Source organism: Ruegeria conchae (assembly GCF_000192475.1).
GTDB classification, from domain to species: domain Bacteria; phylum Pseudomonadota; class Alphaproteobacteria; order Rhodobacterales; family Rhodobacteraceae; genus Ruegeria; species Ruegeria conchae.
On sequence record NZ_AEYW01000018.1, the window covers coordinates 229,838 to 254,350 of the forward strand.

General features: G+C 58.1%; 28 protein-coding genes. 5 read left to right on the forward strand and 23 right to left on the reverse strand.

The features are described 5' to 3' along the window. Positions 1-85 precede the first annotated feature (85 nt). The 19 genes from G7G_RS0117595 to G7G_RS0117685 form a co-directional block, all read right to left on the reverse strand. Positions 86-439: a hypothetical protein gene (locus G7G_RS0117595; protein ID WP_238528826.1), complete on the reverse strand. Its 354-nt coding sequence runs from the start codon at positions 437-439 to the stop codon at positions 86-88. A 78-nt stretch (positions 440-517) separates the two neighbouring features. Next, the gene (locus G7G_RS0117600) at positions 518-1,021 is read right to left on the reverse strand and encodes a DUF3291 domain-containing protein (protein WP_010442768.1); all 504 of its coding nucleotides are present in this window, start codon (positions 1,019-1,021) and stop codon (positions 518-520) included. After that, entirely contained in the window at positions 1,018-1,434 is a 417-nt protein-coding gene (locus G7G_RS0117605) for an MAPEG family protein (protein WP_010442769.1), read from the reverse strand. Before G7G_RS0117605 ends, G7G_RS0117600 begins: the two co-directional genes overlap by 4 nt. 5 nt (positions 1,435-1,439) lie before the next feature. Further along, positions 1,440-2,738: an NADH-quinone oxidoreductase subunit NuoF gene (gene nuoF, locus G7G_RS0117610; RefSeq protein ID WP_010442770.1), complete on the reverse strand. Its 1,299-nt coding sequence runs from the start codon at positions 2,736-2,738 to the stop codon at positions 1,440-1,442. Positions 2,739-2,750: 12 nt separating this feature from the next. After that, a complete protein-coding gene (locus tag G7G_RS0117615) occupies positions 2,751-2,972 on the reverse strand; it encodes a DUF5337 domain-containing protein (RefSeq protein ID WP_010442771.1) in 222 nt (73 codons plus the stop codon). Between the two features lie 30 nt (positions 2,973-3,002). Next, positions 3,003-4,103: an NADH-quinone oxidoreductase subunit NuoE gene (nuoE, locus tag G7G_RS0117620; RefSeq protein WP_010442772.1), complete on the reverse strand. Its 1,101-nt coding sequence runs from the start codon at positions 4,101-4,103 to the stop codon at positions 3,003-3,005. Then, the gene (locus tag G7G_RS0117625; protein WP_010442773.1) at positions 4,103-5,326 is read right to left on the reverse strand and encodes an NADH-quinone oxidoreductase subunit D; all 1,224 of its coding nucleotides are present in this window, start codon (positions 5,324-5,326) and stop codon (positions 4,103-4,105) included. The genes nuoE and G7G_RS0117625 overlap by 1 nt, the downstream gene beginning before the upstream one ends. After that, positions 5,326-5,451 carry a hypothetical protein gene (locus G7G_RS24865; RefSeq protein ID WP_010442774.1) on the reverse strand — a complete coding sequence of 42 codons (126 nt, stop codon included), beginning with the start codon at positions 5,449-5,451 and terminating at the stop codon, positions 5,326-5,328. Before G7G_RS24865 ends, G7G_RS0117625 begins: the two co-directional genes overlap by 1 nt. Beyond that, on the reverse strand, positions 5,451-5,624 hold the full coding sequence (locus G7G_RS24550) for a hypothetical protein (RefSeq protein ID WP_010442775.1): 174 nt from the start codon (positions 5,622-5,624) through the stop codon (positions 5,451-5,453). The genes G7G_RS24865 and G7G_RS24550 overlap by 1 nt, the downstream gene beginning before the upstream one ends. Beyond that, complete coding sequence (locus G7G_RS0117640) at positions 5,624-6,229, reverse strand: NADH-quinone oxidoreductase subunit C (protein WP_010442776.1); 606 nt, start codon at positions 6,227-6,229, stop codon at positions 5,624-5,626. The genes G7G_RS24550 and G7G_RS0117640 overlap by 1 nt, the downstream gene beginning before the upstream one ends. Before the next feature lie 12 nt (positions 6,230-6,241). Beyond that, entirely contained in the window at positions 6,242-6,775 is a 534-nt protein-coding gene (locus tag G7G_RS0117645; RefSeq protein WP_010442777.1) for a NuoB/complex I 20 kDa subunit family protein, read from the reverse strand. Next, positions 6,766-7,131 carry an NADH-quinone oxidoreductase subunit A gene (locus G7G_RS0117650; RefSeq protein ID WP_010442778.1) on the reverse strand — a complete coding sequence of 122 codons (366 nt, stop codon included), beginning with the start codon at positions 7,129-7,131 and terminating at the stop codon, positions 6,766-6,768. Before G7G_RS0117650 ends, G7G_RS0117645 begins: the two co-directional genes overlap by 10 nt. 182 nt (positions 7,132-7,313) lie before the next feature. Then, a complete protein-coding gene (locus G7G_RS0117655) occupies positions 7,314-8,096 on the reverse strand; it encodes a crotonase/enoyl-CoA hydratase family protein (protein ID WP_010442779.1) in 783 nt (260 codons plus the stop codon). A gap of 2 nt (positions 8,097-8,098) precedes the next feature. Next, complete coding sequence (locus G7G_RS0117660) at positions 8,099-8,953, reverse strand: hydroxymethylglutaryl-CoA lyase (RefSeq protein ID WP_010442780.1); 855 nt, start codon at positions 8,951-8,953, stop codon at positions 8,099-8,101. Positions 8,954-9,032: 79 nt separating this feature from the next. Further along, positions 9,033-10,964: an acetyl-CoA carboxylase biotin carboxylase subunit gene (locus G7G_RS0117665; RefSeq protein WP_010442781.1), complete on the reverse strand. Its 1,932-nt coding sequence runs from the start codon at positions 10,962-10,964 to the stop codon at positions 9,033-9,035. Between the two features lie 3 nt (positions 10,965-10,967). Further along, positions 10,968-11,393, reverse strand: a complete 426-nt coding sequence (locus tag G7G_RS0117670; RefSeq protein ID WP_010442782.1) for an ASCH domain-containing protein — start codon at positions 11,391-11,393, stop codon at positions 10,968-10,970. A 1-nt stretch (position 11,394) separates the two neighbouring features. Continuing rightward, entirely contained in the window at positions 11,395-13,002 is a 1,608-nt protein-coding gene (locus G7G_RS0117675; RefSeq protein WP_010442783.1) for a carboxyl transferase domain-containing protein, read from the reverse strand. Further along, positions 12,999-13,463: a lysozyme inhibitor LprI family protein gene (locus G7G_RS23315; protein ID WP_010442784.1), complete on the reverse strand. Its 465-nt coding sequence runs from the start codon at positions 13,461-13,463 to the stop codon at positions 12,999-13,001. The genes G7G_RS0117675 and G7G_RS23315 overlap by 4 nt, the downstream gene beginning before the upstream one ends. Continuing rightward, positions 13,460-14,986 carry an AMP-binding protein gene (locus G7G_RS0117685; protein WP_010442785.1) on the reverse strand — a complete coding sequence of 509 codons (1,527 nt, stop codon included), beginning with the start codon at positions 14,984-14,986 and terminating at the stop codon, positions 13,460-13,462. Before G7G_RS0117685 ends, G7G_RS23315 begins: the two co-directional genes overlap by 4 nt. Positions 14,987-15,122: 136 nt before the next feature. Between G7G_RS0117685 and G7G_RS0117690 the strand changes: the two genes are divergently transcribed. Beyond that, on the forward strand, positions 15,123-15,728 hold the full coding sequence (locus G7G_RS0117690) for an OmpW/AlkL family protein (RefSeq protein ID WP_029622149.1): 606 nt from the start codon (positions 15,123-15,125) through the stop codon (positions 15,726-15,728). A 47-nt stretch (positions 15,729-15,775) separates the two neighbouring features. On the opposite strand, the gene G7G_RS0117695 is transcribed toward G7G_RS0117690, so the two are convergent. The 3 genes from G7G_RS0117695 to G7G_RS0117705 all read right to left on the reverse strand — a co-directional run bounded on the left by G7G_RS0117695 (position 15,776) and on the right by G7G_RS0117705 (position 19,005). Then, positions 15,776-16,939 carry an isovaleryl-CoA dehydrogenase gene (locus tag G7G_RS0117695; RefSeq protein WP_010442787.1) on the reverse strand — a complete coding sequence of 388 codons (1,164 nt, stop codon included), beginning with the start codon at positions 16,937-16,939 and terminating at the stop codon, positions 15,776-15,778. 164 nt (positions 16,940-17,103) lie between these two features. Next, a complete protein-coding gene (locus G7G_RS0117700) occupies positions 17,104-18,294 on the reverse strand; it encodes a DegT/DnrJ/EryC1/StrS family aminotransferase (RefSeq protein WP_010442788.1) in 1,191 nt (396 codons plus the stop codon). Between the two features lie 39 nt (positions 18,295-18,333). Beyond that, entirely contained in the window at positions 18,334-19,005 is a 672-nt protein-coding gene (locus tag G7G_RS0117705) for an HAD-IA family hydrolase (protein ID WP_010442789.1), read from the reverse strand. 134 nt (positions 19,006-19,139) lie between these two features. Between G7G_RS0117705 and glmU the strand changes: the two genes are divergently transcribed. From glmU to G7G_RS0117725, 3 genes are read left to right on the forward strand one after another with little or no spacing between them, the layout of a single operon-like run. Next, positions 19,140-20,492 carry a bifunctional UDP-N-acetylglucosamine diphosphorylase/glucosamine-1-phosphate N-acetyltransferase GlmU gene (gene glmU / locus G7G_RS0117715; protein ID WP_010442791.1) on the forward strand — a complete coding sequence of 451 codons (1,353 nt, stop codon included), beginning with the start codon at positions 19,140-19,142 and terminating at the stop codon, positions 20,490-20,492. 3 nt (positions 20,493-20,495) lie between these two features. Then, the gene (gene glmS, locus G7G_RS0117720) at positions 20,496-22,319 is read left to right on the forward strand and encodes a glutamine--fructose-6-phosphate transaminase (isomerizing) (RefSeq protein WP_010442792.1); all 1,824 of its coding nucleotides are present in this window, start codon (positions 20,496-20,498) and stop codon (positions 22,317-22,319) included. Between the two features lie 6 nt (positions 22,320-22,325). Beyond that, a complete protein-coding gene (locus G7G_RS0117725; RefSeq protein WP_010442793.1) occupies positions 22,326-23,009 on the forward strand; it encodes a DNA alkylation repair protein in 684 nt (227 codons plus the stop codon). Here the strand turns inward: G7G_RS0117725 and G7G_RS0117730 are convergent. Next, entirely contained in the window at positions 22,997-23,413 is a 417-nt protein-coding gene (locus G7G_RS0117730) for a hypothetical protein (RefSeq protein WP_010442794.1), read from the reverse strand. The genes G7G_RS0117725 and G7G_RS0117730 overlap by 13 nt on opposite strands. 91 nt (positions 23,414-23,504) lie before the next feature. Here G7G_RS0117730 and moaA point away from each other — a divergent pair, with 91 nt between their 5' ends. Next, positions 23,505-24,512 carry a GTP 3',8-cyclase MoaA gene (gene moaA, locus G7G_RS0117735; RefSeq protein ID WP_010442795.1) on the forward strand — a complete coding sequence of 336 codons (1,008 nt, stop codon included), beginning with the start codon at positions 23,505-23,507 and terminating at the stop codon, positions 24,510-24,512. Position 24,513 lies beyond the last annotated feature (1 nt).

Sequence of the window (24,513 nt, forward strand, 5' to 3'; positions counted from 1 at the left end):
GTCTTGGGATTCCCAAGACGATGGTCGACGCGCTTGCTATGCAATAACAAGCCACCGGTCCTGCCGTGATATGCGATACGGTTGCTCATGGTCGTTGGCAGCGTCCGGCAAAGGTCAGTTTATCGTTCTCAATACGCAGGTTTTGCGGTTCCGTATCCGGTCCAACCTTCCAGGCAATCCTGGAAGAGCCAAAATTCTGAACGCAGAACTTGGTGGCTTCGTAGCGGCCAGCTTCACGCGCACCGTCGAACGATTGCGAAACGCCGTTTACTGTCACGGTAAACTCGGAAGGTGTGGTTCTCTTGTCCACGTGTTTCGCGCTGGCCCTGAAATAAATGCCGTCAAACGCAACCCGCGTCGCCTGTGATGGCGCCTCTCCGCAGGCGGAGAGCAGTGCCCCCACCAAAACCGACATCACCAAAATTCCTCGTTTCGCCATCATGACCACTCCTGCATCGTGGCTGGCGCATGCGGTATCTGCCGGTGCGTCTGGGATATCGTGTCCATCACCATCCCCTTACTCTGCCGCGACCTGAACGCAACGGTGGTCGCGCCACATGCTGGCCTGTTTCAATTCTGCCCATCCAAAGGCACTTTCGCTCGCACCTTTTGTGCGCAACGTCTCTAGTCGTTCCAGCGCTTCTTCCAAACTAGGCTGGTGACCATTGGGCACCCACCACATGACAAAATGTTGCTCGCCGAGTATTTCGAACCATTCTTGCCGACGTTCGTAGAACTGCTTGTGGATGGTACCCCAAACAAACTTCTCAAGGCTGGCGACATCTTCCCAGACCGTTAGATTTGCGACAAACTGCGGATCGCTTCCGATGCTGTTTTCGGTATTTCCGGTTCCTGGTTCACCTGAACCTTCCATCATCCAGACAAAGCCCGGCATCCGCTTGCCGAGTCCGTTAACGCGGTCAAGGTTGGCCATGAATTCGGCCACGCGTGGATCGTCGGTAGGCGCCAACAAACGACCAACATTCAATTCGGCCAAGTGATATCCGTCGGGCTGGATCAAAATGCAGCCACCAATGCCATAAGGCCGAGAACGGCCATGCAGGCCCACCCAACTACATAAGACACAGAGCGAACCCCGCTATGCGGTTTGCCGATCCCGCGCAGATGGATCACCAGCATGACCACCCGCGCTAACAGCGCGACCGAGGCCAGCAGGTTCACCCAGAACGGGCTGACACCCAGCAGAATTGCCGCAACTGTAACGGTCAAAAACGCAGGCAGCGTTTCAGTACCGTTCAGATACGCGCGGTTCAAACGATAAGCCTTGTCAGAATAGTCCTGATCCGGGGTCGCCCCTGGTGCCAGCCCCTTGCCGGCTTTTGCGAGCGCCGAAAACGGCGACATGAACAAAACGATCAGGGTGAAAATCACCAATGACGCAATTGCGTGGGAATATTCGGCGTAGGCTTCCATCAGGTTTACTCCGCTGCCATCGCACCCATACGGCCCGATTTCTGAGCCTTGATGCGGTCTTCGATCTCTTCCCGGAAATTACGGATAAGGCCTTGGATTGGCCAAGCGGCGGCATCGCCAAGCGCGCAGATTGTGTGGCCCTCGACCTGTTTGGTGACGTCGAAGAGCATATCGATCTCCTCCAGCTCGGCTTCGCCACGTACAAGACGATCCATCACACGCATCATCCAGCCAGTGCCTTCACGGCAAGGCGTGCACTGACCACAGCTTTCGTGCTTGTAGAACTTCGACAACCGCCAGATCGCTTTGATGATATCCGTGGACTTGTCCATCACAATCACAGCGGCTGTACCCAGACCCGAACCCAACTCTCCGCGCAGATAATCGAAATCCATGATCGCATCGCGCATGTTTTCGCCGCGCACGCACGGCACCGACGAGCCACCGGGGATCACCGCCAGCAGATTGTCCCAGCCGCCGCGAATACCGCCGCAATGGGTTTCAATCAGTTCTTCGAAGGAAATCGACATCGCTTCTTCGACGACACAGGGGTTGTTCACATGGCCCGAGATCGCAAACAGCTTTGTGCCCGCGTTGTTCTGACGGCCAAAGCCTGCGAACCAGTCGGCGCCCCGGCGCAGGATGGTCGGCACAACGGCAATCGATTCCACATTGTTCACCGTGGTCGGGCAGCCATAAAGGCCCGCGCCTGCCGGGAACGGAGGCTTCATCCGCGGCATGCCCTTCTTGCCCTCAAGGCTTTCAATCAGAGCTGTTTCCTCGCCGCAGATATACGCACCCGCCCCGTGATGCAGGAACAAGTCGAAATCCCAGCCGGAACCAGCGGCATTCTTCCCAAGCAGACCCGCGTCATAGGCTTCGTCAATCGCGGCCTGCAGAGCCTCACGCTCGCGGATGTATTCGCCGCGCAGGTAGATGTAGCAAGTATGCGCGTTCATTGCGAAAGACGCGATCAGGCACCCCTCGATCAGCGTGTGCGGATCATGACGCATAATCTCGCGGTCTTTGCAGGTGCCCGGCTCGGATTCATCTGCGTTCACAACCAGATAGGCCGGACGTCCGTCGCTTTCTTTGGGCATGAACGACCATTTCAAGCCGGTAGGGAAGCCCGCCCCGCCGCGACCGCGCAGCCCCGAATCCTTCATTGTCTGGATGATCCAGTCACGGCCATTTTTGATCAGGCCAGCTGTGCCGTCCCAATGCCCGCGGGCTTGCGCGCCTTTCAGCGTGCGCTCATGCATCCCGTAGATGTTGGTAAAGATCCGGTCCTGATCCTTCAGCATCATGTCTTACCTTCAGCTGTCCTGACGCATGCGCCAGAGTTGAAATATGTTCACACCTGCATAGATGAATCCCGCAAGAGCAGCGAAATCAAACAGCAGCGCATAGCGCCCCGGCAAACCCATTGCGGGGCCTATGAACAAGGTCATGCCAAGCCAAAGCACCATCGTAACGGCGATGACGATGCCTATGTGACGACCCTTGCGGGCTATGGCGTGTTCCCTGTCTTTATCCATCTCGTCCTGGTGCCCCGCACGGGCACCTGCTTAGTCCTCGTAAGTGCCATCTTCCTTGGCACGTTTAGCGAATTCGGTTTCTTCACCAGCTGCCAGTTTTGCAGCCTGTTCGATCCATCCGTCCCGTTCGATCCGGCCTTTGAATTTCAGGCGCGTGTCGACCCAGGCCACATGCTCTGATGTCCATGCAGCAATCTGGTCGAAGTGGAAAAAGCCCAGCTCGTTCAGAGTCTCTTCCAGCTTTGGACCTACGCCCTTCAGCATTTTCAGATCATCAGGCTTGCCATCCCGTGCAACAGACAGCGTTTCGGGCTGTTCCTCTTTCGCCGCTTTCGCCTCAGCTGCCTGTTTCACTGCAGGTTTCGCCGAGGCTGGCGCTTTTGGCGGTTTCGGAGCAGCTTTGGTTGCAGCAGCTTTGCCATCCTTGCCCAGCCACGGGGTCAGGATTGGAACCTCGGTTCCGTCAATACGCTTGACGGTATCGCCCAGTTCGCTCGCAAGCTGAACACTGGCGTTGTATTGCGTCCGGCCACTGTCATACTCCGTCAGGCTGGTCAGCCCTTTCAGAGGTTCCGCCGCATACCGACCATTCTGCGGACCCGGAGTCGGGACTTTGCCCGACACCAGATCATCAAGAATCTTGCCAAAGCTCTCGGTCGTCAGGTCTTCGTAGTAATCCTTGCCGATCTGAGCCATCGGCGCGTTGGTGCAGGACCCAAGGCATTCAACCTCTTCCCAGCTCAGCTTGCCGTCATCGGACAGTTCATGCGGCTTTGCAGCGATCTTTTCCTTGCAGACAGCAATCAGATCCTCTGCTCCGCAGATCATGCAGGATGTCGTGCCGCACACCTGAATATGCGCGACCGAACCAACCGGCTGCAGTTGGAACATGAAGTAGAACGAAGCAACCTCAAGCACGCGGATATAGGCCATACCAAGCATGTCGGCGACCGATTCGATCGCCGGACGGCTCAACCAGCCCTCCTGCTCCTGCGCGCGCCACAGCAGCGGGATGACCGCACTGGCCTGACGCCCCTCGGGATATTTGGTTATTTGCGCTTCGGCCCATTGCTGGTTAGCAGCGGTGAAGGCGAAACTTTCGGGTTGTTCGGCGTGAAGACGGCGGAGCATTAGCGGTCAATCTCTCCAAATACGACGTCCATGGTGCCGATAATCGCGGCGACGTCGGCCAGTTGGTGGCCTCCGGCAACGTGGTCCATGGCTTGTAGATGCAGGAACCCCGGCGCGCGGAGTTTGGCGCGATAGGGTTTGTTGGTGCCGTCGGCGACCAGATAGACGCCGAATTCGCCCTTGGGGGCCTCGACGGCGGCGTAGACTTCGCCCGCGGGGACGTGGAAGCCTTCGGTATAAAGCTTGAAGTGATGGATCAGGCTTTCCATCGAGGTCTTCATGTCTGAGCGTTTCGGCGGGGTGATCTTGCCGCGTGCCAGAACGTCGCCTGGGCAGTCGCGAATTTTGGCGATGGCCTGGCGGATGATCAGCAGCGACTGGCGCATCTCTTCCATGCGCACCAGATAACGGTCATAGCAGTCACCGTTCTTGCCGACGGGGATCTGGAACTCGAACTCGTCATAGCATTCATAGGGCTGCGCGCGACGCAGGTCCCATGCCAGACCCGAGCCACGGACCATAACGCCCGAGAAGCCGTATTTTTGAATGTCATCCTCAGTCACCACACCGATATCGGCGTTGCGCTGTTTGAAGATGCGGTTTTCGGTCAGCAGACCGTCGATATCATCGAGAACAGCGGGGAATTCGTGGCTCCACGCCTCGATATCGTCCAGCAGTTCCGGCGGCAGGTCCTGATGAACGCCACCGGGGCGGAAATAAGCTGCGTGCAGGCGGGCACCGCAGGCACGCTCGTAGAACACCATCAGCTTTTCGCGCTCTTCAAAGCCCCAAAGCGGTGGGGTCAGCGCGCCGACGTCCATGGCCTGAGTGGTCACGTTCAACAGGTGGTTAAGAATACGGCCGATCTCGGAATAGAGGACCCGGATCAGAGAACCGCGACGCGGCACTTCAACCCCGGTCAGCTTTTCGATGGCCAGACACCACGCATGTTCCTGGTTCATCGGCGCCACGTAATCCAGCCGGTCGAAATACGGCAGGTTCTGCAGATACGTCCGGCTTTCCATCAGCTTTTCGGTGCCACGGTGCAGCAGGCCGATATGCGGATCACAACGCTCGACGATCTCACCGTCCAGCTCAAGCACAAGACGCAGAACTCCGTGCGCCGCAGGGTGTTGCGGGCCGAAGTTGATGTTGAAGTTGCGGATCTTCTGTTCCCCGCTCAGCGCGTCCGTGCTGCCGTCATCGTATCTTGAGCCGTCCATCAACGCCCTCGTTTCTTCTTCGCTTCGGCCCGAACCCGGACCTTTTCCGCCTCAGCCGCTTTGGCAGCAGCCCCGGCCAGCAGAACCCCCAGCGCCCCCAACGCGATCAGCTCCCCCAGACCCATCAGCGACGCTCCAGCTCTTGCAGTTTAAGCCCGACCCACCACAGCAACGCGATCGTGCCAAAGGGAACCAGACAGAGCAGGCACCAGTATTTGTTGATCCCGAAAAACGGCAATATCTTCACCATCGGAATGATGGTCAGTGCAGACAGGATCAGCCACCAGATGCCACCCATTATTCAGTCTCCTGTTTTTCATCCCCCGGAAGAATGTAGTTCGCACCTTCCCACGGGGACATGAAATCAAACTGACGGTATTCCTGCACCAGCGACACAGGTTCATAGACCACGCGCTTTTGCGCCTCGTCGTAGCGAACTTCGGTATAACCGGTGGTCGGAAAATCCTTGCGCAGCGGATAGCCGCGGAACCCATAGTCGGTCAGGATGCGCCGCAAATCGGGATGACCCGAGAACAAGATGCCGAACATGTCGAACACCTCACGCTCGAACCAGTTGGCCGAGGGGTGAACGTCGACAATTGAAGGCACCATATCTTCTTCACGGATCGACACCCGCAGGCGGATGCGCTGGTTCTGGTACATCGACAGAAAGTGATAAACCACATCAAACCGCTTGGCGCGTTCGGGGTAGTCGACACCGGTAATGTCCACCAGCGTTGAGAACTGGCAACTGCGGTCAGACTTCAGGAATTCGATGAATTCCACAAGATTCGACGGGGCCACATCGACGTTCAGCTCACCATGCGTCACGTCCCAGGACAGAACGCAATCGGTTCGTTTTAGCTCCAACTGCGCGCCGAGTTCTTTGAGTGTTTCGCTCATCTGCCCTCTCCCTCAGCGTACAATGGTGCCGGTACGGCGTATTTTGCGCTGCAACTGCATCAGGCCATACAGCAACGCCTCAGCGGTTGGAGGGCAGCCGGGCACGTAGATGTCCACCGGAACAACCCGGTCGCAACCGCGCACGACAGAATAGGAATAGTGGTAATAACCACCGCCATTGGCGCAGGAGCCCATCGAGATCACATAGCGCGGCTCGGGCATCTGGTCGTAAACTTTACGCAGCGCTGGGGCCATCTTGTTGGTCAGGGTTCCGGCCACGATCATCACATCCGACTGACGCGGGGACGCTCGGGGGGCAATGCCAAACCGTTCCGCATCATAACGCGGCATCGAGGTATGCATCATCTCGACCGCGCAGCAGGCCAGACCAAAGGTCATCCAGTGCAAGCTACCGGTACGGGCCCAGTTGATGATGTCTTCGGTCGAGGTCAGCAGGAAACCTTTGTCCTGCAGCTCGGCGTTCAGGGCCTGGGTGGCGACTTCTTTGTCGACGCCCGCGGTGTTTGCGCCCGTCATCACTCCCATTCCAGGGCCCCTTTCTTCCATTCATAGGCAAAGCCGATGGTCAGCACCGCCAGAAACACCATCATGGACCAAAACCCAACATCGCTGATGTCTTTGAAGCCAACGGCCCAAGGAAACAGGAAGGCGATTTCCAGATCGAAGATGATGAAGAGAATCGCGACCAGATAGAATCGGACGTCGAATTTCATCCGCGCATCGTCGAATGCGTTAAAGCCACATTCATATGCACTGACTTTTTCAGGGTCTGGATTGCGGACGGCAAGCACCACAGCAGCGAGAATCAAGACGATTCCAAGGCCTACAGCGACGGCCAGAAACACCAGGATCGGGAGGTACTCCCGCAACAGGTCTTCCACGTATAGCTCCTTTCCTGCGCATGTCCCGAAAGGGTGCGCCGTCAATTGGCGTGTTGACTGGACATTCTCTATCTCTGTGGGGTCAGAGGGTCAACCGAACAGAAACGCGCAGATGGGCATTATTACAATCGCCCAGCAGGCTATGGCTTAGAATACCTTGAAACGGCCCGACGCGGCTAAACCTACCTATTCCATGCAGGTTTTCGTTTGTCGAAAAAGGCCCTGATTCCCTCTTGCGCCTCGTCGGTTTCCCAACGCGTTACCAGCTGTCGAATGGTGTGGTCGATCACAGCATCGTCAATGCGTGGTCCCAGCGATTGGATCAATTGCTTTGCCGAAGAAACAGCGCCTGGCGCGCAGGATAGATAGGGACGCACTTCGGCCTCGACCGCCTCTGCCAAGGCATCAGCGGGCACCGCGCACGCCAACAAGCCCAGCTCGACAGCCTCCGCTGCATCAAAGAGACGTGCGGACATGAAGACCCGCCGCGACCTTGCCTCACCCATACGAGCAATAACATAGGGGCCAATCGTGGCCGGGATCAGGCCAAGTCGCGTTTCGGTCAGGCCCATCTTCAGGCTATCCACCCCGATCGCCACATCACAGACCGAGGCCATTCCCACTCCACCACCAAACGCATTGCCCTGCAATGCGCCAATCAGAGGCTTGGGCAGCGTATTCAGGGCATTCAGCATCTCGGCCAGCTTGCGCGCCTCGGTGAAGCGCGTATCGGGATCGGCGGCCATTTGCGCCTGCATCCAACCCAGATCACCCCCGGCGCAAAAGCTTTTGCCTGACGCGGCCAGAACCACCACCCGGACAGCTTCATCACTGGCCAGTTGCCCGGCGGCTTGTGTCAGTTCAGCAATCATCTGCGCCGACAGCGCATTGTGCTTCTCTGGTCGATCCAGCGTTAACGTGGCTACGCCGCGACCATCTGTCTTTAAAGTTATCGTTTCGTACATTTCTATTCCGCTCGCATAGCCCGCGCCATGTCTGCAGCTTCTTCCAGCACAGACGCGTCCAATCCGGTTTCATATCCCAACCGTTCCAGATGCGCGGCCACCGCTTCGGTTGCCACATTACCCGCTGCACCTGGCGCATAGGGGCAACCCCCAAGCCCGCCGACGGCGGCATCAAACACCCGTACACCCAGCGCCAAAGAAGCATCGATATTGTCGATCGCCCGCCCGTTGGTGTCATGGAAATGCCCAGCAAGCCGAGTGACCGGGACCCGTTCGCGCACGGCCAACAGCATATGCGCGATCTTGTCCGGGGTCCCCTGCCCAATCGTATCGCCCAGCGAAATCTCGTAGCAGCCATGCGCGAACAATGCGTCCGCCACCTCAGCCACTTTTTCAGGCGGGGTCGGGCCGTCATAGGGGCAATCAGTCACGCAGGACACATAACCACGCACGGGCAAATCGATATGCCGCGCGGCCTCAAGGATCGGCACGAACCGTTCGATGGATTCAGCGATGGTCGCGTTGATATTCGCTTTCGAGAACCCCTCGGACGCTGACGCAAACACCGCGATCTCATCCGCCTTGGCCGCCAAGGCATCCTCATACCCGCGCAAATTCGGCGTCAGCGCCGCATAGCGTACGCCTTCAGTCCGCGTTATTCCGGCCAGAACCTCACCGCTGCCCGCCATTTGCGGCACCCATTTGGGTGAGACAAAGCTTGCAACCTCAATCCGGTTGAACCCGCAACGGCTGAGGCAATCGACCAAGGCGATTTTTTTTGCCACCGGGATCTCGCGCTGCTCGTTCTGCAGGCCGTCGCGTGGCCCGACCTCGAAAATCTCGACCCGTTCTTTCATCAGCGCATCCCTTCCCGGTTTCTTATCGTTTCAATTACGGATGGCCCGACTGTGCCACGCAATCCACGGGCCGAACAGATCAATCCTCGGCCAACCGAACCAGCGCTGCCCCAGCCTCGACCTGTGCGCCCGCTTCGGCCAGCACTTCTGCGACCACGCCATCGCGGGCGGCCAGCAGAGAATGCTCCATCTTCATCGCTTCCAGAATGGCCAGCCGGTCGCCTTCCTTCACCTCCAGCCCTGCCGAGGCAAAGACGGCTTTGACCAGACCTGGCATCGGCGCCTCGATCACATTGGTGTCGCCCCCCCCGCTTGCGTCGCGGTCCAGAGGATCAACAACCTCAAACACCTGCCCATAGTCGTCAAATACTGTGACCTGAGACCCGGCCATGACAACATTTGGCATAGGTGTCCCATCGATGGTCCAGCCAGCGCCACGGCGTTGCGCGATTAGCTGCGTGCCTTCGATCTCCCAAACCTGCCGATCCGGACCTTCGACCTGGACATCCAGATCAACAACCTCTCCATCCCGCAGCAATTGCGCAGCGCGATGTAATGGCGCCCATAGGGTAAAGCCCGTTTCTGATACCGTCTCGGCCAGACCCAGCGCCGTCATCGCTGCAGCCACGGTTGACGCGTTGCTTGCGCCAGCTTCCTGCACAAGATCGTCAAGGTCTCGCCCGATCAGCCCGGTATCCACGTCGCCCGACGCAAACCCGCTGTGCCGCGTCAGAGCCCCAAGAAACGCAAGGTTGGTTACCGTCCCGGCAACTTCGGTTTGGCGCAAGACGCGGTGCAGGCTTTCCAAAGCAACCGCTCGCGTCGGGCCATGCACCACGACCTTGGCAATCATGGGATCGTACCAAGGGCTGATCGTATCCCCAGCCCGCACGCCGCTATCGGCGCGGCACTCCGGCGGGAAGTGCAGATGGGTCAGCGTACCCGTCGCGGGCAGAAAACCCTTGGGAACGTCCTCGGCATAAAGCCGCGCCTCAAAGGAATGCCCGTTGATCGACAAATCACCCTGCTGTTTCGGCAGGCTTTCACCCGCAGCTACCTGCAACTGCCATTCGACCAGATCGACACCCGTTATTGCCTCGGTCACCGGATGTTCGACTTGCAGGCGCGTGTTCATCTCCATGAACCAAAACCGATCCGGGCGTAACCCGTCCGAAGCATCGACGATGAACTCAACCGTCCCTGCGCCCTTGTATCCAATCGCCTCTGCCGCACGCACGCCCGCCTGCCCCATCGCTTCGCGCATTTCAGCGGTCATGCCGGGGGCCGGAGCCTCTTCGATCACCTTCTGGTGCCGCCGCTGCAACGAGCAGTCGCGTTCAAACAGATGCACCGCTTGGGTGCCGTCACCGAATACCTGCACCTCGATATGACGTGGTTTGGCGACGAATTTCTCGACCAGCACGGCATCGTTACCGAAGGCCGTCTTGGCCTCACCGCGCGCGCTGTCCAAAGCAGCCGAGAACTCCTCGGGCTTCTCGACTAGACGCATCCCTTTGCCGCCACCGCCTGCAACAGCTTTGATCAGAACAGGATAACCAATGGTTTCCGCCGCGCCTGCTAGGTGTTCGGGGTCTTGATTGTCGCCATGATAGCCGGGCACAACCGGAACGCCCGCCTGCTCCATCAGAACCTTTGCTGCGTCCTTAAGGCCCATCTTGCGGATCGCGTCCGCCGATGGTCCGATGAAGGTCAGGCCTGCCGCCTCAACCGCATCCACGAAATCTGGATTCTCGGACAGAAAGCCATAGCCCGGGTGGATCGCCTGCGCGCCTGTATCCAGCGCCGCCTGAATGATCACATCACCCTTCAGATAACTGTCAGCTGGGGCCGCGCCGCCGATATGCACGGCCTCATCCGCCATCTGCACATGCTTGGCCGAGGCATCGGCATCCGAATACACAGCCACGCAGGACACACCCATCTTCTGAGCCGTTTCCATCACCCGACAAGCAATCTCGCCTCGGTTAGCAATCAGGATTTTGTTGAACATAGCTTACCCCTCAGCCGCCAGATCTTCGACAAGGCGGAACCGTTCGCACAGCAATTCCATCTCGGGATCAAACCCGCCATTTCGTTCGAAATACCGGCGATGATCCTCGCGCCACCCCTCAAGCGTTTCATTCTCACCCTCGGCCAATGCGAAGTCTTCGGTCACATCGCAATATCGGCAGGTCGAGACCTCGACCGTTTCGATCACCAAAGCCGGGCGATCATCCCATTCCAGCGCAATATCCTGCCGCCCAACAACGGGGGTGTCAGCACTGCCATCGGGGTAGTCACGTAACGCACCACAGGTTGCCGTTTTTCGGCCTGATCGCACCAACGCCAGCAGCTCAGCACTCAGCGATGCGTTGTCACCAAACTTGAAAGTCTGAGCACCCGGATAGCGGGCCATGACGTCATTCAATGAAACGCTCATCTTACATCCTGAACACGCCGAAACGTGTCTCCTCAATCGGGGCGTTCAGTGCAGCACTCAGCGACAAGGCCAACACGTCGCGGCTTTTGCGTGGGTCGATGATGCCGTCATCCCAGAGCCGGGCCGAAGCATAAAGCGGGTGGGATTGTTCCTCGAACATGTCCAGCGTCGGACGTTTGAACTCGGCTTCCTCTTCAGCCGACCACGTGCCGCCCTGCCGTTCGATCCCGTCGCGCTTGACGGTGGCAAGAACGCCCGCAGCCTGCTCGCCCCCCATCACCGAGATGCGCGAATTCGGCCAGGTCCACAGGAAACGAGGCTGATAGGCGCGACCTGCCATGCCGTAGTTTCCAGCTCCGAAAGAACCGCCGACCAGCATGGTGATCTTGGGAACGCTCGTCGTCGCCACCGCCGTAACCATCTTGGCCCCATGCCGCGCGATGCCTTCGTTTTCGTATTTGCGGCCAACCATGAAGCCGGTGATGTTCTGCAGGAATACCAGCGGTGTTTTGCGCTGAGAACACAGCTCGACAAAATGCGCGCCCTTCTGCGCGGCCTCGGAAAACAGCACGCCATTGTTGGCGATGATCCCAACCGGGCAGCCTTTGACATGGGCGAAACCGGTCACCAGCGTCTCGCCAAAACGCGGCTTGAACTCATCAAACCGAGAGCCATCGACCAGACGCGCAATCACCTCCCGAATGTCATAGGGGGTTCTCAGATCAGCAGGGACAACGCCAAGTACCTCTTCTGGGTCGTAATCTGGCTCCTCGGATGCCTCGAACCGTAGGCCGGGCTTCAGCCCGGCACCGCCCAACGACCCGACGGCGCGCCGGGCCAGAGCCAACGCATGCGCATCATCCTCGGCCAGATAATCCGCCACACCCGACAGGCGCGTGTGTACATCACCGCCGCCCAGATCCTCGGCGCTGACGACCTCTCCCGTCGCCGCCTTGACCAGAGGTGGCCCGGCCAGAAAGATTGTCCCCTGCTCTTTCACGATGATCGTCACATCAGACATCGCGGGCACATAGGCCCCGCCCGCCGTACAGGATCCCATGACAACAGCGATCTGAGCGATCCCCTTCGCGCTCATCCGCGCCTGATTGTAAAAGATGCGGCCAAAGTGGTCTCGGTCGGGGAACACTTCATCCTGATTGGGCAGGTTGGCACCACCGCTATCGACCAGATAGATGCAGGGCAGATGGTTTTCCTCAGCAATCTCCTGCGCGCGCAGGTGTTTCTTGACCGTCATCGGATAGTAAGTACCGCCCTTCACGGTGGCATCGTTGCACACCACCATGACCTCGCGTCCCTGCACCCGGCCAATCCCGGCGATGACCCCGGCACAAGGTGCGGCGCCCCCGTACATCCCATGCGCCGCCGTCGCGCCGATTTCAAGAAACGGAGAGCCCGGATCAAGAAGGTTTGCCACCCGGCGACGCGGCAGCATCTTGCCCCGAGATTCATGCCGCGCGCGGGATCTCTCACCTCCGCCCATGCGGGCGGCTTCGGCGGCCTCAGAGATACGTGCCAGCGCATCCAGATGTGCAGCTCGGTTCGCCTTGAACCCCTCGGAGGTTGGTATGGCTTTGGATTTTAGTTTCATTCCATCTTCCCCAAGTCGCGCAATTCCACAGCGCGTTCAGCGGTTTCGGTCAGCAAGCAATTTGCGGCTACAATCGAGCGTATCGTTCCACCAGACCATATGCCGTAGGCCAGAGCGCATTCAGCGTCCCGAAACCCGATCCATGCGCGTTGAGCATCTCGCAACTGGTCCGAAAGTTCGGGACTTTGCTCAGCCAGTTCCGCCCTACGCAGTTTATACTGTTCGTTCAGAAATGAATCCCAAACTTGGGTTTCAGCTTGAATACATTCGGTAATGCCAATGGTTGTTTCATTTCCCGGTATCGTTTGGCAGGTATTGGCAGCTGCGCCTAGACATGATGACAAGCTATCGCCCTGCTGCGACTGGGAAAAACACTGTTGAATGTACGACTGGTCTACCCAAGCGCCCTGAGCGTAGACAAGCGATGGAACCAGTATCGCAGCAACTGCAATTCGCATCATGTAATTACCTCCCCCGCAGCCCGCGCCTTCAACTCCTTGCGGATCACCTTCCCCGTCACCGTCATCGGCAACTCGTCCAGAAACGCCACCTCGCGCGGATAGGAGTACTGAGCCAGACGGTCCTTGACCCAATCTTGCAACTCCTGCTCCGCAGCCTCAGCGCCCGGTTTCAACACCACATAGGCCTTCACGATCTCGGTCCGCAGCGGATCAGGCTTACCGACCACACCCACAGTTGCCACTGCCGGATGGGTCAGCAGGCAATCTTCGATCTCAGCGGGTCCGATGCGGTATCCGGCCGACGTGATCACGTCATCATCGCGACCGACAAAGCGCAGATAGTCGCCCTCCCACACGCCACGGTCTCCGGTGATCAGCCAATCACCACGGAACTTCTCAGTCGTCGCATCGGGCCGGTTCCAGTATTCCAGCATCATCGAGGCCGAGCCGCGCCGGATAGCGACGTCGCCCTCTTCATTGGTCGGCCGGCCGTCGCCATCAATCACCGCAACTTCATGCCCGGGCACCGGCTTGCCGATACAGCCGGGGTGCGCTGGGAAATCCTCGGCACAGGAGGACACGACCATATTGCATTCGGTCTGGCCGTAAAATTCGTTGATCGTCAGGCCAAACGCCTTTTTACCCCAGGCCAACATCTCGACCCCCAGAGGCTCCCCGCCGGACGCAACCGAGCGCAAACCGGGGATCGTCTGGTCCGCAGCTTTCAACATACGAAGGGCGGTCGGCGGGAAGAACACATTCCGTACCCCGCCACGCATGACGAGATCCGCGCAGGCCTCGGGAGTGAACTTATCCAACCTCGCCGCAACGATCGGTACACCCAGCGCTAGACCGGGCATCAGCACATCGAACAGACCGCCGATCCAGGCCCAATCGGCCGGTGTCCACAGACAATCGCCCTGACGCAGATGATTGTGGCTGATCGATACGCCCGGCAGGTGACCCGTCAGTACCCGGTGCCCGTGCAGTGCCCCCTTTGGGCTCCCGGTGGTGCCAGAGGTGTAGATCAATACCGCAGGTTCCTCGGGGCTGGTGTCGGCAAACGGGACAGGTGGTCCCTCTTGCCCGATCTGATCGGCAAGCACTGGTTTGGCCAGATCACCAACAAGCGCGGCCCCTTCGGAATCTGTCAAAACAAATTTTAAGCCCGCGTCACCGACACGCGATGATAGCGCATCGTGTTTGAACAACTTGAACAGGGGTACCGAAATCGCGCCGATTTTCCAGATTGCCAAATGTGCCGCCGCACACCCGGGCGACTGGCTCAGCAACACGCCCACTCGATCGCCGGGTCGGACGTCGTTGATCAGAGCACGCGCAATACCATCTACCATTTCACCCAGATCGCCGAACGTAACTTCACGCGGATCAGAAGCCGTCAGGTCCAGTATTGCAACCTGTTCTGAAGGCTGAGAAAGGCACTGTCGCGCCATATTCAATCGATCCGGTATGGCCCAGATTTGATCACTGCGCAGACCCGGTATGACCCTAGCAGGAGACACTCAGATTCTCCCTTATTTTACTGACAGTTGATCCATGCTTCATCGGTGCAATTTCGATGCGAAATTGATGCAGATCAGAGTTTGGCGGCATCGCGCCATCCACAAGGTCCACATTGACGCAACCAAAGGCATGAATATGACAAAGAAACTCGCCGCTTTGACCCTTTCCACCGTGCTTGTCGCGCTGGCTGCCCCCGCATTCGCCCAATCGCAGGGTGATTGGACGGTCGGTGTTGGTGTCGGTTATCTGGATCCCAAATCCGAGAACGGCTCGCTCGCTGGGTTTGACGCCGACGTTGACTCGGACACGCGCCCCATCTTCACCGTCGAGTACTTCGTTCAGGACAACCTCGGGATCGAATTGCTGGCCTCGACCCCCTACAAACATGACGTCACTCTTGGTGGCAGCGTTGATGCCGGAAGCGTCAAACACCTGCCGCCCACCCTTTCGCTGAACTATCATTTCCCGACCAATAGCGCGTGGAAACCCTATGTCGGCGCGGGTCTGAACTACACCATCTTCTTCGAAGAAGACTCGCCCCTGGGTGATTTGGATCTGGACAATTCCTTTGGCGTCTCGCTGCAGGCCGGTCTGGACTACATGGTCACGGAGAAAGGCGCGGTGCGTCTGAACGTGCGCTGGTTCGACATCGACTCGGACGTCAAACTCGACGGCAACGACATCGGCACTGCCGAAATCGACCCGTTCCTGATTGGCCTGTCCTACGTGCATCGTTTCTGATCCAATCGCGAAAAGCCCCGTGGTTCAATGAACTGCGGGGTTTTTCGTCACAACATCTTGTTCATCATTTCGCGCCCAATCAGCATCCGGCGGATTTCGCTGGTACCCGCGCCGATCTCCATCAGCTTCGCATCACGGAAAATCCGGCTGACCGGCGAATCCGACAGGAACCCGGCCCCGCCCAAAGCCTGAACGGCCTGATGCGCCTGCACCATTGCCTGCTCCGACGCATAAAGACAGCACGCTGCAGCATCCTGTCGGGTCACATCCCCCCGATCACAGGCTTTTGCGACCTCGTAGACATAAGCCCGGGCTGAATTCATTGCGGTGTACATGTCAGCGATCTTGCCCTGCATCAGCTGGAACGACCCGATCGGCTTGCCGAATTGCTTGCGCTCGGCCAGATAGGGCATGACCTCATCCAGACAAGCCGCCATGATACCTGTCCCAATCCCAGCGAGTACGACGCGCTCGTAATCCAAACCGGACATCAGGACGGCTACACCCCTGCCCTCTTCGCCCAGAACATTCTCGAACGGCACTTCGACGTCTTCAAAGATCAGCTCAGCCGTATTCGAACCACGCATCCCTAGCTTGTCGAAATGCGGAGACGTCGAGAATCCCTTCATCTCTTTCTCGATCAAAAAAGCCGTGATCCCCTTCGATCCGGCCTCGGGGTCCGTCTTGGCATAAACGACCAGAGTATCTGCATCCGGCCCATTGGTGATCCAATATTTGTTGCCATTCAGGCGATAGTGATCATTGCGCTTTTCCGCCCGCAGCTTCATCGAGACCACATCCGACCCAGCCGAGGACTCGGACATTGCAAGCGCGCCCACATGATCACCCGAAATCAGGCGCGGCAGATATTTCTGTTTCTGCTCATCCGTCCCATTCAGCTTGATCTGGTTCACACACAGGTTCGAATGCGCCCCATAAGACAACGAGACCGAGGCCGAGGCGCGCGCCACCTCTTCCACTGCAATGGTATGCGCCAGATAGGACATTCCTGCACCGCCATACTCTTCTGGCACGGTGACGCCCAGCAGGCCAAGATCGCCCATCTCTTTCCACAGCTCGTTCGGAAAGGCATTGGAGGCGTCAATCTCGGCCGCCATCGGCTTGACCCGTTCCTGCGCCCAACGGTGAACCATCTCACGCAGGGCGTTCACGTCCTCGCCCAGATCGAATTGCATTGTGGCCATAAACATGCAGGGCTCCTCCGATTGCATTAATGAACAAGCGTTCAATAACCAAATAGCAGCGATTCCCCCTACGGTCAACGACGACGCGCAGGCAAACGCAAAACGCCGCCCGGCAAGGGGCGGCGTTTTCCAAAAAGGTCGAGCGTGCGCTGAAAGCGCACTCCGCTGGATTACGACTGATAGACCGCGCTGACCTCAGCCCGGATAATGCGCGCGATCTGGCCACAATCCTCTAGCGAGAAGGTCAGCGGAACGCGCATATCCATGATCCCGGCCAATATCCGATCACTGACCGGCATAGGGGTACTGTCGGCATAGCGCCAACTGTCATAGCGTGAGGTAAAGCCCGACGGCTCGGCCCCTCCGAACCACTTCAGTTCAACCCCGCGCGCGGCGCAGCGCTGGATGACCTCGGCAATACGCTCGGGCGTCCAGTCCAGCAACAGGAATTGGATCGACGAACCGACATAGGTCTCAGCATCGGGCCGCTCTACGATTTTCAAACCGGGTGTTCCCCGCAGACCATGCTCGATTTCATCATATCGTTCATTCCAGCGCTGCACCTGCCGGTCCAGATCGCGCAACTGCGGACGTAAGATCGCCGCACGCAAATTGTCCATCCGGCCCGAGACATTGGGGGTGGTGTATTTGATCTGCTCGAAAACCTCCGGCCCGGGCGCTGCCAGATGGCGTTCATAAAGCATGTAAGACCCGGACAACATCGTAGCCTTGGCGCCCAGTTCCGGATCATCCGTGATCAGCAACCCGCCCTCGCCCGAATTGACATGTTTATAGGTCTGGCACGAGTAACATCCGATGGCCCCCTGCCGCCCAGACAGCTGCCCGCGCCAGGCAGCGCCCATGGTATGGGCGCAATCTTCGATCACGATCACACCCGCCGCATCACACATCTGCATCAGGCGATCCATATCGCATAGATGCCCACGCATGTGGCTCAGCATCAACACCTTAGCCTGATCCAGCTTGGCCTCAAGATCATCCAGATCGATGGTCAGGGCTTCGGTCACACCAACAAAGACCGGCTTTGCGCTTACCGACGCAATCGCCCCCGGCACCGGCGCCAGAGTGAACGCGTTGGTCAGAACCGGATCGCCCGGTTTTACGCCAACTGCCCGCAACGCTGTGGCCAGAGCGTAGCCTCCCGATGAGACCGCCAGACAGTATTTCGCCCCCATCTGGGCGGCGAATTCCTGTTCCAGCAGCGCAGTTTCGCTCAATTCGTCCGGAGCAACGTTATAGCGATGCAACCGACCATGGCGCAGGACGGCCACGGCAGCCTCAATGGCGTCTTCGGGGATGGGCTCTTGCTGGGTGAAATTACCCGTGAATGTCTCGGTCATAGGTCTGTTTTGGTGCGGAGTCTCAAGCGGGTCAAGGGATCACACGGCCGCTCCGATCAAATCGGAGACCAGTTTCGGTAAATCATCAAAATGATGCAGCAACGCCTCGGGCTGCAGCGCGGCCATTTCATCGCCTGACGGGCCGAAAGTCACCAGAACCGAAGGCACGCCTGCAGCCCGCGCCGTGTTCCGGTCGGTATCCGAGTCGCCGATCAGCACGCAATGATCGGGATGCCCCCCGGCGCGGCGCGCCGCTTCACGCAAAGGCTCAGGATCAGGTTTGCGCACCGGCAACGTATCGGCCCCTACCAGCGAAGCGAAACGATCGCGCGCGCCCATCCGGGACAGCAGCAGATCAGCAAGGCCTTCTGGCTTGTTGGTGCAGATACCCACGCCATAACCCGCACCTTTCAGTGCTTCGACGGCTTCAAGCGCACCGGGATAGAAATAGGTATGCGTATCGATCGCTTGCCCATAGACCTCCAGAAAGACCGGATAATAGGCTTCGACAACATCCGCATCATAGGCGCCGACCCGCTTCAATCCATGGGACAACATCAAACGTGCACCGCGCACCGAAACCGCCGCATCAAGCTCGGGCATCAGTACATCTCCATGACCCATCTCGCGAAAACAGTGGTTTGCAGCGGCCAGCAAATCACCGGACGTATCTGCCAAAGTTCCATCCAAATCGAAGATTACCGTACGCATTCTTACCTCCTGAACCGGCGGGATTCCGCCATGTCGTGTTGCAAACGGCAATCTTCTTTGATGGCCGAACCGCTTGCGCCTTTGACCACAGCGGATAAAACGGGCCACAACAAAACAAAAGAGAAAATGATTTCATGAGCAATGCCCTTGTCATTCTTGCCGCCGGAAAAGGCACAAGGATGAACTCTGATATTCCCAAAGTCCTTCACCCGATTGCTCAGGTGCCGATGCTGGTTCATGCCATGCGTGCCGGTGCTGTCCTGACTCCCGAGCGCACCGTGATTGTTACCGGCCACGGCGCGGAAGCCGTTGCACGCGTGGCTGAAGCCGAAGATGAAAACGCCAGCATTGCGGTGCAGGAAGAGCAGCTTGGCACGGCCCACGCGGTTGCGCAGGCGCGTGCCGCGCTGGATGGTTTTCAGGGGGACGTGGTTGTCCTCTATGGCGATACCCCGTTTCTGCAGCCCGACACCCTGCAGCGAATGATTGAAGCGCGCACAAAAAACGATCTGGTCATTCTTGGGTTCGAAGCTGCAGATCCCGCCCGTTATGGTCGCTTGGTCATGGATGGTGACTCGCTCGAGCGGATTGTTGAATTCAAGGATGCCACTAACGAACAACGCGCCATAACCTTCTGTAACTCAGGCCTTTTGGTGTGTGACGCTGAAACCCTTTTCTCACTTATCGATGCGGTTGGAAACGACAATGCCTCGGGTGAATATTATTTGACCGACGTCGTTGAGATAGCCCGCTACAAGGGTCTTAACGTAACTGCCGTGGCCTGCGATGAAGCGCAGACATTGGGTGTGAACTCCCGCGCGGATCTGGCGGCAGCGGATGCAGTGTTCCAAGAACAGGCGCGCTCCGAACTACTTGATCTGGGAGTCACTTTGATGGCACCTGGTACTGTGTATCTGGCAGCAGATACCGTGATTGGTCGCGACACTGTCATTGAACCAAATGTGGTTTTTGGCCCCGGTGTAACCGTGGAAAGCGGCGCAACGATCCGGGCGTTTTCGCATCTCGAAGGCTGCCATGTCAGCCGAGGTTCCGTGGTCGGACCCTATGCCCGCCTACGCCCGGGTGCAGAGCTGGCTGAAAACGCGAAAATCGGCAACTTTGTTGAGATCAAGAACGCCGAGATCGCAGAAGGCGCAAAGGTGAATCACCTCAGCTATATCGGCGACGCTTCGGTTGGGGCGGCTACAAATATCGGTGCTGGAACCATCACCTGCAACTATGACGGCGTGATGAAGCACAAAACGACCATCGGGGAAAACGTGTTCATCGGATCGAACACGATGCTTGTGGCCCCGGTCACTCTGGGTGACGGCGCGATGACCGCCACGGGGACCGTAGTCACCAAGGATGTTGAGCCAGACGCATTGGCCGTGGCGCGTGCCAAGCAAGAGAATAAGCCCGGCTACGCGCGCAAATTGTTTGAAATGTTGAAGGCGAAGAAGGCTCGCCGCGACAAAGGAGCCTGAATTATGTGTGGAATTGTTGGTGTTCTGGGCAGCCACGAAGCCGCCCCTATTCTGGTCGAAGCACTGAAGCGACTTGAGTATCGCGGCTATGACAGTGCGGGTATCGCTACTGTTAATGATGGCGCGCTTGGGCGTCGTCGGGCTGTTGGCAAGTTGGTGAACCTGAGCGACCTTTTGGTGCATGAGCCATTGGCCGGGAAATCCGGCATCGGTCATACCCGCTGGGCGACCCATGGGGCGCCATCAGTGAACAACGCGCATCCGCATAGGGCGGGACCTGTCGCTGTTGTGCACAATGGTATCGTCGAAAACTATCGCGAACTGCGGGCTGAGTTGGCTGAACATGGTGTTGACTTCGTCACGGACACTGACACCGAGACCGTTGCCTTGATGACAGAACGGTACATGTCCGAAGGACAATCGCCGATTGACGCTGCGTTCAATACGATCGACCGGCTCAAAGGCGCATTCGCACTCGCCTTCCTATTCGACGGGCAAGAAGATCTGATCGTCGCAGCGCGTAAGGGCTCGCCTCTGGCGATAGGTCATGGCGATGGTGAGATGTTTGTCGGCTCGGACGCTATCGCATTGGCCCCGCTAACCGATCGCATCACCTATCTTGAAGAAGGTGATCGGGCGGTACTGACCCGCACTTCGCTGGAGATTCGAACCGAAATCGGTGAGCTTGCCAACCGCGAAATCCGGCAAATTCAAATCGATCAGACCCGTGCCGACAAAGGCGGCCACAAGCACTATATGGCCAAGGAAATTGCCGAGCAGCCTGTTGTGGTGGCCGAAGCCATCCGCTCGTATCTTCCGACCGGAGGCGATCAGGTGGTGTTGCCCGGTGACGATCTGGATTTCACCAAGCTGGACCGTCTGACCATGGTGGCCTGCGGTACTGCATTCTATGCCTGCCTGACGGCGAAATACTGGTTCGAACAACTGGCCAAGATGCCAGTTGAAGTCGATATCGCCAGCGAGTTCCGCTATCGCGAGCCTCCGATCTCGGACCGGACGCTTGCGCTGTTTGTCAGCCAGTCAGGCGAAACCGCCGACACGCTTGCTGCCCTGCGCTATTGCGAAGGCAAGGCAGACAAGATCGTCTCGGTCGTCAATGTCGCCGAAAGCTCGATTGCGCGCGAAAGCGATATGGCTTTACCAATCCATGCGGGTGTTGAGATCGGTGTTGCCTCGACCAAGGCGTTCACCTGTCAGCTTAGCGTGTTGCTGATGCTTGCCCTCAAAGCCGCTGCAGATCGAGGCACGCTGAACGATGAAGAGATCGCCGATCACGCGGCCGCCCTTCGCGGCTTGCCGACAGTTCTGAATGCAGCGCTGGATCAGAACGACGCTATTCGCCAATCTGCCCAACGTCTATCCGAGGCGCGCGACGTGCTGTTCCTGGGCCGTGGCCTCATGTACCCTCTGGCCATGGAAGGTGCGCTGAAGCTCAAGGAAATTAGCTACATCCACGCCGAAGGTTACGCGTCGGGTGAGCTGAAACACGGCCCCATCGCCCTGATCGACAAGCATATGCCGGTTGTTGTCATGGCACCGCGCGACGCAGTTTTCGACAAGACAGTTTCGAACATGCAGGAGGTGATGGCGCGTAAGGGCAAGGTTATCCTTGTCTCGGATGATGACGGTATCGCTGAGGCTGAAGATGGGGTTTGGAGTACGATCCGTATGCCACATGTGCACACCAGCCTTGCACCGATCCTCTATTCGGTGCCCGCGCAACTGCTGGCCTACCACACGGCGGTGGCTAAAGGTACAGATGTGGATCAGCCGCGCAATCTGGCAAAATCCGTCACGGTCGAGTGACGGCACATGCTGGCCTATCTGGATCAGATCAAAGCACATGCCGATCCTGAACGCGCAGAACAGGTGGCGGCCTATCACAAGGTTGATCGTCCTTATCTGGGTGTTCCGAATCCGGTGCTCAACGATCTGACCAAGGAGTGGCGGCGTGAACTCGAAATCGCTGACCGCGTCGCCGTCGCCGACAGTTTGTGGCGGACCAACATCCATGAAGCACGGGTCGCTGCGGCAAAGTTGTTGACCCAAGCCCGAATCCGCCCCGATGACACGGTATGGGATCTGTTGCAAAGCTGGCTGCCAGAATTCGACGCCTGGGCGGTGGCCGACCATGCCTGCATGGCAATGCAAAAGCGCCTGACAGCCGATCCGACGCGGCTGGATCAGGTCGAACAGTGGACCAAATCAAACCACATGTGGACTAAGCGTGCCGCGCTGGTCGCCACCTTGCCCTGGACCAAACAGAACCACCCAAAACCGGAAGAGTTGGAGTGCCGCGACCGTATTCTTGGTTGGGCTGCAAGCTATGTCCCTGACCGGGAATGGTTTATCCAGAAAGCCATCGCATGGTGGCTGCGCGAATTGTCAAAGCACGATTCACAGCGCGTCGTCGCATTTCTTGAAACGCACGGCGCAAACATGAAACCATTTGCCCGCAAAGAAGCGGGCAAATACCTGCGCGCTCAGTCGGAATAGACTTCCAGTTCTACCAGCTCATCAAACGGCACAAGCAATGCGCGCATTGCCTCTAGTGACAAACGGCTTCCACCGCCTTCAGGCCCCGGCGCAGGGATAAGCGCAACATAGGCCTGCGCGCCTGTACGCGGTACAATGATACGACCATTGATTTCGGTCTTAACCAGGGGCGTTTGCAGCCAACGTCCCGGCGTATTCGGATCGCCAAGTCCTGCGACCGTCGTTTTTGCACCCGCCCAACCGACCGTAGCGACGACAGGTTCGGGCACCTCCTCAGCAGTCTCTGGTGCGGCAGGCGCGGTCACAGGCGCTGTGGATGACCCACTAAACACTCGGTCCGTGGCGGACCGAACCGCATCGCAGCCAGCGACAAAAACACAAACCAAAACCAAAGCATGTTTCATGCCGAAAACCCTATTCTTCTCAGCTTGACTGTTCCAGCCCAAAACTCAGTTCGCCCTTGCCGCGGCCGGGCCTCCGCTTTACCTATGAGCCATGACAGCTCCGCTAATCGACCCATTTGCCCGCGCCATCACCTATCTCCGCGTCTCCGTCACGGACCGCTGTGATTTTCGCTGCGTCTATTGCATGTCCGAGGATATGAAGTTCCTCCCCAAAAAAGACCTTCTGACGCTGGAAGAACTGGACCGCATGTGCACCACGTTCGTGAACCTGGGCGTCGAAAAGCTGCGCATCACCGGAGGAGAGCCCCTGGTGCGCCGGAACATCATGTCTTTCTTCAACAGCATGACACGGCATCTGGATAGCGGTGCCCTGAAAGAGCTGACACTGACAACCAATGGTTCACAACTGCATCGTTTCGCCGAAGAACTTTATGCGGCGGGCGTGCGACGTGTGAATGTATCGCTGGATACTCTGGACGAGGACAAATTCGCAAAGGTCACCCGCTGGGGCCGCCTCAAACAGGTACTGAACGGCATCGACGCGGCGCAAAAGGCCGGGCTGCGTGTCAAGATCAACGCTGTTGCGCTTAAAGGTTTCAACGAACCAGAACTGCCCAAGATCACTGACTGGTGTGCCGAGCGCGACATGGACCTTACCTGGATCGAGGTCATGCCCATGGGCGATATCGGCAACGAGGACCGCCTAGATCAATATTGGTCGCTCAAAGACGTCCGCAAGGAATACGAAAACCACTATGCTGTCACCGATCTGGCTGAACGCACCGGCGGCCCGGCGCGCTATGTGCGGCTAGAAGAAACGGGTCAGAAAATAGGTTTCATCACACCCCTTTCGCATAATTTCTGCGAAAGCTGCAATCGCGTGCGCCTAACCTGCACGGGTGAGCTGTATATGTGCCTGGGTCAAGAAGACATGGCGGATCTGCGCGGTCCTCTGCGCGACCATCCCGATACGGAGCAACCGCTTGAAAAGGCGATCCGGGCTGCTATCAACCTCAAGCCCAAGGGTCATGACTTCGATTACTCGAGGCAGTCTATCGACGGCCAAATGAGCCGTCATATGAGCCATACAGGCGGCTGAA